Origin of the sequence: Pararhizobium sp., assembly GCF_035497515.1 — a bacterium.
GTDB lineage: Bacteria > Pseudomonadota > Alphaproteobacteria > Rhizobiales > Rhizobiaceae > Pararhizobium.
The window spans coordinates 1-4,526 of the sequence record NZ_DATJDJ010000065.1 but is presented as its reverse complement, the minus strand read 5'-3'; the positions used below and the strand labels follow the sequence as shown (position 1 = coordinate 4,526).

Below are 4,526 nucleotides of genomic sequence, written 5' to 3'. Positions count from 1 at the left end.
CGCGATCGTCAGGCTCGGCAAGGCCAGATGCCACAGTTTCTCGGTGAATGTTCTGCCATAGCCGGAGACGGGAAAGAGATCGAGATGTACGCTGAAAAAGATGATCAGCATCAGCCCGAGCCAGAACGGCGGAAAGCCGATACCCATGGTCGAGACGACCCGCACGGCATGATCGGGCAAGCGGCCCTGCCGGCGAGCGGCGATCGCCGATAGCGGCAGCGCAATCACGAGCGATAGGAGGACGCTGACAAGCACGAGCATCAAGGTCGGCTCGACGCGCGTGGCGATCAGGCGCAGGACATCGATCTTGTACAGGATCGACTTGCCCATTTCACCGTGCCCGATGTTCTCGATAAAGTAGAAATATTGCAGCCAGATCGGTTCATCGAGGCCATATTGTTCGCGGATACGCGCAAGCGCCGTCGGCGTCGCCCGCGTTCCGAGGATCACGCGCGCCGGATCGCCCGGAATGAGGCGTACCAGCACGAAGGTGATGATGCTGATGCCCAGGAGGACCGGCAGCAGTTGCAGCGGCCGGTAGAGTACGAACTTATAGCGATGCATTGGCTCGGCGGTCGCCCCTCTCTTGCAGTTTACGATGCCGCTCGGTCACCATCACGACGACCTGTGCAGGGCCAGGAAATCTGTCAATGCAGCATAATAGGCTTCGGGGTTTTCATAAAACGGCATATGGCTGGCATTGCGGAAAACGTGCAATTTAGCGTCCGGAAGCGCGTTCTTCATGCGCATTGCACAGGCGGGCGTCAGTTCATCGTGCTCGCCGACGGTGATCAGCACCGGCAGATCGAGGCCAGGCAGCTCCGGAATGCGATTCCAGTCCTTCAGGTTTCCGGTATAGAGAAACTCGTTCGGCCCCTGCATGGTCACGTATGGCCCCATGTTCCAGTCGTCGAGCGAACGGCGCACCGGCGCCGGCCAATCCGGCAACCGGCAGACATGGCGATAATTCAGGATCGTGATGGCCGCCAGATATTCGGGATGATCGATCGTTCCCGCCGCCTCATGCTTCTGCATCATGGCAACGGTCTCCGATCCGAGTGCCGCGCGCAGCCGCTCCAGCTCCGAAACCAGATGCGGCATGTCGGCGACTGTGTCTTCGAGGATGAGCGACTTGAGATTGTCGCGATATTTCAACGCATAGTCGATCGCCAGCCATCCACCCCAGGAATGGCCAAGCAGATGGACCTTGCCGAGACCAAGTTTCCGGCGGACAGTCTCCGTTTCCTCCACATAACGGTCGATCGTCCAGAGACCGGCATCCGTCGGCCGATCCGACGCACCGGTTCCAAGCTGGTCGAAGGCGACGACGCGATATCCCTTGTCGATCAGGCACGAATGCGCGTCGCGCAGATAATCGCAGGGCAGGCCAGGACCACCGTTGAGACAGAATATCGTCTCTTCCCCCTCGCCGAAACTATAGGCGACGACCTTGAAACCATCGACTTCCACCTCGATTTTTTTGTCCGGAGCGATCTCACGCCACATGCTGCGCCATACCTTCGAATTGACCTGATCATTTTTTGAGCACGGCGAATTTTATCGCATCGCACCCTGCGCACCAGCTATAAGAAGTGATAGGGTGCCCGCGCGACCGACACATCGGAGTGCTGGGGAGAGTGCTGGCATGCTTGACGAACTAAGTGTGATAGCGGAGCGTTTCTCTGCCCGGGAAACGCTCGACGGCAGGATCGACGAAGCCTTTGGCGCGATGCGTTCAATGGGCTTCGAAGCGCTGATCTACGATTACACGCCAAGGGCCTGCATCATCGACGGCGAGGTCGAAATTCCTTCCCTGCTCAAGCTGCGCAACGTGTCCGGCGACATGCACGACCACTGGTGCAACCGCGAATATTTCCGCATCGATCCCGTGCAGCGCCTGGCGATGCGAACCTCCGTGCCCTTCTTCTGGAATTACGATCCGGGTGCAAAGACCAGGATCAGCCGTTTCATGACGGACGACACCAAGCCCGTATGCGACTACCTGCGCGAGCATGACATGCTGGCTGGAGTTACCGTTCCGGTACATATGCCGCGCGGCGACTATGCGACCGTCACAGGCGTGCGCTATGGCGCCCGGCGGGAATTCGAGCGTGACGCCATGCATGTCATTGCCGACTTCGCCCTCCTCGCCCAGGTCTTCAACGAGGCGGCTTACGAACTCTTCGACGACGCGGTGCGCAACATGTCGGGCGTGCGCCTGACCGAGCGGGAGCGGCAATGCCTTTCCTACTCCTCGCAGGGGCTCTCCGCCAAGGAGATCTCCCGCATCATCGACCGCTCCGTGCCGACCGTCGTCCTGCATATCAAGTCCGCCACCCGCAAGCTCGGCGCCAAGAACAGGACACAGGCCGTCGTCCGAGCCGCACAATGCCGCCTCCTCGAGGGCGCCCTACCCTATTAGTCTTGATAGCTGCCCCGCTCTGCCGCGCCTCGTTATTGTCGCCCCGAATGCAGCAGGGCAAGGAGATTGGGCATGGTCGATATTGCGTCCCGTGAAGGATATCTTTCGTTTCTCGGCTACCGGACATGGTACCGGATTACAGGTTCGCTGTCCTCCGGACGCCTGCCACTCGTCGTCGCCCATGGCGGACCGGGCTGCACCCACGATTATGTCGATTCGTTCAAGGATATCGCAGCGCTCGACGGCCGCGCCATCATTCACTACGACCAGCTCGGCAACGGAAATTCGACCCGCCTTCCGGACAAGGGCCAGGATTTCTGGACCGTGTCCCTCTTCCTTGACGAGCTCGACGCCCTCCTGGTTCATCTGGGAATTCAGAGCCGCTACGCGTTTCTCGGCCAGTCCTGGGGCGGCATGCTGGGCGCCGAACATGCCGTGCGCCAGCCGCCCGGTCTGAAAGCGCTGGTGATCGCCAACTCCCCAGCCAATATGCGCACCTGGGTCGCCGAGGCGAACCGGCTGAGGGCTGACCTGCCGGCCGACGTGCAGGCGACGCTTCTGCGCCACGAGGAGGCCGGAACCCTGACCGACCCGGAATACATCGCCGCCTCGATGGTTTTCTACGAACGGCACGTCTGCCGCACCGTGCCATGGCCGCCGGAGGTGGCGCGCACCTTCGCCATCATGGACGAGGACAACACCGTCTATCGCAACATGAACGGACCGACCGAGTTCCATGTCATCGGCACGATGAAGGATTGGACGATCGAGGAGCGCCTGCGCAACATCGTTGCACCGACGCTCCTGATTTCCGGCCGCTACGATGAGGCCACGCCACTGGTCGTGCGGCCCTATGTCGAAAACGTGCCGGGCTGCCGCTGGGTCGTCTTCGAGGAATCGAGCCACATGCCGCATGTCGAGGAAAAGCAGCTCTGCCTGAAAACGGTCTCCGATTTCCTCGCCGAATTCGACTGAACTGGCACGTCGAGATCGCTATCGATATGGGAAATCAAGGTCGGCACGACATCGGTGACACGCCGGATCTCAGCTTGCGAGTCCGCGCTCTCCTGAGCGCTACGGTCCGAAACGCCGCATATTAGCAACAGTGATTTTTTCTTGGTTGTCGTGCGTGCGCCATGACTGTTTCATCGCATGGAATATGATATTTCATCGTTCTTCGAGCAGTGCGAGACTATGAGCCTTTTGTAGTCCGGAATTGGGGCTCTCCATATGAATTTTATTTCGGCCATTTAGCACGATTGGGGACTCCATGACGATCAAGTCCTTCCTGCTTACTTCGATTGCTTCCTTCTCAGCCTTTCACGGCGTCAACGCGGCAGATGCCATTGTCGCCGCCGAACCGGAACCGCTGGAATATGTTCGCGTCTGCGACGCCTTCGGCAAGGGATATTTCTATATACCCGGCACCGAGACCTGCTTGAAACTGAGCGGCTATGTCCGTTTCGACAACATACTGGGCGAGAGCCCTTATACCGGCATCGATGATGGATGGGTTGGCCGCACCCGGGCAACGCTGCGGTACGACGCCGCCTCCGACACGGAATATGGCACGCTGCGCTCCTTTATCGAGCATCGCTGGGATGTGACGGACGGCGTTGAAAAATTCACTCTGGTCAGTTCCTATATCGAACTTGGCGGCTTCCGGGCGGGCTACACGGACTCGCGGTTCGATAAATGGCTCGATTCGGCCGGCAATATCGTCAATGACGATGTCATAGACTTCTCGCCGAACCGCACGGCACAGCTGAGCTATGTTTACAAGACAAACAACGGTTTCGAACTTCTGATCGGTCTCGAAGAGGGTAATGGCACCTACAGTGCCGGTGGCCAGACCGTTGCCTACAAGGACGAAGATTGGCCGAACCCGCTGGCCGGGTTCAAATACAAACAGGATTGGGGCGGCATCTCGGCCATCATTGGCTATGATGCACAGTCAGAAGAAATGGCCGCCAAAGCGCGCCTCGATCTGGCCCTCAACGATATCTTCTCGATCTTCATCATGGGCGGATACCAGTCGGATTGGGATAATGACGAAGGCCCGGCAGGTTCGCGACGTCGAAACTTCTTCGGTTCGTGGAACGGC

Annotated in this window: 5 protein-coding genes; 3 read left to right on the top strand and 2 right to left on the bottom strand. The window is 59.1% G+C overall.

Going from position 1 to position 4,526, the window contains the following annotated elements; all coding sequences use genetic code 11:
* Window positions 1–564 (bottom strand): ABC transporter permease (locus VL202_RS07390; protein WP_325463483.1); only part of this gene is annotated, 564 nt, incomplete at its 3' end.
* A gap of 51 nt (window positions 565–615) precedes the next feature.
* Window positions 616–1,506: a proline iminopeptidase-family hydrolase gene (locus VL202_RS07385; RefSeq protein WP_325463482.1), complete on the bottom strand. Its 891-nt coding sequence runs from the start codon at window positions 1,504–1,506 to the stop codon at window positions 616–618.
* Between the two features lie 139 nt (window positions 1,507–1,645).
* Here VL202_RS07385 and VL202_RS07380 point away from each other — a divergent pair, with 139 nt between their 5' ends.
* From VL202_RS07380 to VL202_RS07370, 3 genes are all read left to right on the top strand, one after another.
* Window positions 1,646–2,422, top strand: a complete 777-nt coding sequence (locus VL202_RS07380; protein WP_325463481.1) for a LuxR family transcriptional regulator — start codon at window positions 1,646–1,648, stop codon at window positions 2,420–2,422.
* Between the two features lie 72 nt (window positions 2,423–2,494).
* Window positions 2,495–3,397: a proline iminopeptidase-family hydrolase gene (locus VL202_RS07375; protein ID WP_325463480.1), complete on the top strand. Its 903-nt coding sequence runs from the start codon at window positions 2,495–2,497 to the stop codon at window positions 3,395–3,397.
* A 295-nt stretch (window positions 3,398–3,692) separates the two neighbouring features.
* A partial coding sequence (locus VL202_RS07370; protein ID WP_325463479.1) for a porin occupies window positions 3,693–4,526 on the top strand: 834 nt, incomplete at its 3' end.